Source organism: Rhodoplanes roseus, assembly GCF_003258865.1.
Taxonomy (GTDB): Bacteria; Pseudomonadota; Alphaproteobacteria; order Rhizobiales; family Xanthobacteraceae; genus Rhodoplanes; species Rhodoplanes roseus.
The window spans coordinates 1-2,208 of record NZ_NPEX01000508.1 but is presented as its reverse complement, the minus strand read 5'-3'; the positions used below and the strand labels follow the sequence as shown (position 1 = coordinate 2,208).

At 71.1% G+C, this 2,208-nt stretch carries 3 protein-coding genes; all 3 read left to right on the top strand.

What is annotated here, in order from left to right; all coding sequences use genetic code 11:
• Nucleotides 1–161: 161 nt before the first annotated feature.
• Nucleotides 162–956 (top strand): thymidylate synthase, encoded by a 795-nt coding sequence (locus tag CH341_RS30790; protein WP_111423419.1) that lies wholly within the window; start codon nt 162–164, stop codon nt 954–956.
• Between the two features lie 125 nt (nt 957–1,081).
• Nucleotides 1,082–2,005 (top strand): LysR family transcriptional regulator, encoded by a 924-nt coding sequence (locus tag CH341_RS30785; protein ID WP_111423416.1) that lies wholly within the window; start codon nt 1,082–1,084, stop codon nt 2,003–2,005.
• 16 nt (nt 2,006–2,021) lie between these two features.
• The coding region (locus tag CH341_RS35470; protein ID WP_210208688.1) for a hypothetical protein at nt 2,022–2,208 on the top strand (187 nt) is incomplete at its 3' end.

The window sequence follows — 2,208 nt, the reverse complement described above, 5'->3', positions numbered from 1 at the left end:
CCGACCCTCCCCCTCCAGGGGAGGGTGAAGACTGTGAGCAACCGGGCTTCGAGCCGACCATCCATCCACAAGCGCCCGTTCCGCTGCCGCGGGGCGGGCGTTACTGTGTCGGCCCCGAGTCGCGGGCCGCTGTCGGCCGCGCGGCGCATGGACGGTCCGGCATGCGGCAATATCTCGATCTGATGGAAAAAATCCTCGCCGAGGGTGTGGAGAAGCGCGACCGCACCGGGACCGGGACCCTGTCGATCTTCGGCCATCAGATGCGGTTCGACCTGGCGCAAGGCTTTCCGCTGGTCACCACCAAGAAGCTGCATCTCAAGTCGATCGTCCACGAGCTGCTGTGGTTCCTGGCCGGCGACACCAACGTCGCCTCCCTGAAGGCCAACGGGGTGAGCATCTGGGACGAGTGGGCGGACCAGAACGGCGACCTCGGCCCGGTCTACGGCGCGCAGTGGCGGTCCTGGCCGACGCCCGACGGCGGCACCATCGACCAGATCGCGCAGACGCTCGATCTGCTGCGTCGCGACCCCGACTCGCGCCGCATCATCGTCTCGGCCTGGAACCCGGCGGATCTGCCCAAGATGGCGCTGGCGCCGTGCCACTGCCTGTTCCAGTTCTACGTCGCCGACGGAAAGCTCTCCTGCCAGCTCTACCAGCGCTCCGCGGACGTGTTCCTGGGCGTGCCCTTCAACATCGCGTCCTACGCGCTGCTGACCCTGATGGTCGCGCAGGTGACGGGCCTGCGGCCCGGCGACTTCGTCCACACCCTCGGCGACGCTCATCTCTACCTCAACCATCTGGAGCAGGCGCGCCTGCAGATTTCACGCGAGCCGCGGCCGCTGCCGGTGATGAGGATCGACCCGGCCGTGACGGACCTGTTCGGCTTCCGGTTCGAGCACTTCCGGCTCGAGAACTACGACCCGCACCCGCACATCAAGGCGCCGATCGCGGTGTGACGGGCCCCTCGCGCCGGCGGCCTCGTGGTTCGAGACGCGATCCTCCGGATCGCTCCTCACCATGAGGGGAACGGATGCACCGCGGCGCCCTGGATCGACCGTCCGCTGATGCGCGAGCTCTCGCCATGACCCTGCACCGCCTCGGCCTGATCTCGACGCGCCTGCAGGCGTTCCAGGCGGTGGTGCGGTTCGGCTCGGTCCGGCGCGCCGCGGAGGCCTTGGGCGTCGCGCCGTCGGCGGTCAGCCGCACGCTGCGCCAGCTCGAGGAGGGCATCGGCACGCCGCTGTTCGAGCGCGCCCGGCAACGCCTCAAGCTCACCAGCGCGGGCGAGATCCTCGTCTATCACGCCGGCGCCAGCCAGGCGGAGCTGCAGCGCGCCTGTGCCTTCATCGACGACCTCGCCGGTCTTCGCCGCGGCTCCGTCACGGTGGCCGCGGTCGAAAGCGTCGCCCGGGGCCTGCTGCCGGAGGTGTTGAGCCGCTTCTGGGCGCGCTGTCCGGATGTCGAGGTGCGCCTCCACGTCACCGGCTCGGGCCGGGCGTTCGAGGCGGTGGCCCGCGGCGAATGCGATCTCGCCATCGGCTTCGACGCCAAGCCGCCGAAAGGCACGGTGCGGCTCGCCGGCGCCGGGCTGAAGCTCGGGGCGCTGATGCGGCCGGACCATCGGCTCGCCCGCCGCCCGCGGGTGCGGCTCGCCGACTTTTCGGCCGACCGCGTGATCCTGGCCGACGCCAGCCTGACGCTCGGCGCCTCGCTGGAAGCCGCCATGCCGGGCGACGCGTCGGCCCTGCGCAGCTCCGCCGTCACCAACTCCATCCACCTGATGAGCGACCTCGCCGTGCGCGGCCACGGGGTGACGTTCCAGACCCGGGTCGGCGTCGAGCGCGAGCTCGCCGAGGGTGCGCTCGTCTTCGTGCCGCTCGCCGATCCCGGCCTCAAGCCGCGCAAGCTGATGCTCGTCACCCGCGCCAAGGCGCATCTGCCGGCCGGCCCGGCCGTGCTGGCCACCCTGCTGACCGAGGCCGTGCAGGCCCTGGACGGGCAATGACGGCCCTGGAGGGGCCGTGACGAGTGTTGCTCTGGGGGCAACAGCCCGATCACGCGCCTCCGTCTATCGCAACTCTCCGCCCGATGCGAAGGTCGGTCTCGGGCCGGTGTCGCGGCCGTGGAGGTGTGGGATGAGATCGAGGTCCGTGCTCGCGCTGGCGCTGCTCGCCTGTGCCTGGCTGTCGGCTCCGGCCACGGCCCAGG

Coding starts and splice junctions, on each gene's coding strand:
- CH341_RS30790 (WP_111423419.1), top strand. CDS start 162: ATGCGGCAATATCTCGATCTGATGGAAAAAATCCTCGCCGAGGGTGTG.
- CH341_RS30785 (WP_111423416.1), top strand. CDS start 1,082: ATGACCCTGCACCGCCTCGGCCTGATCTCGACGCGCCTGCAGGCGTTC.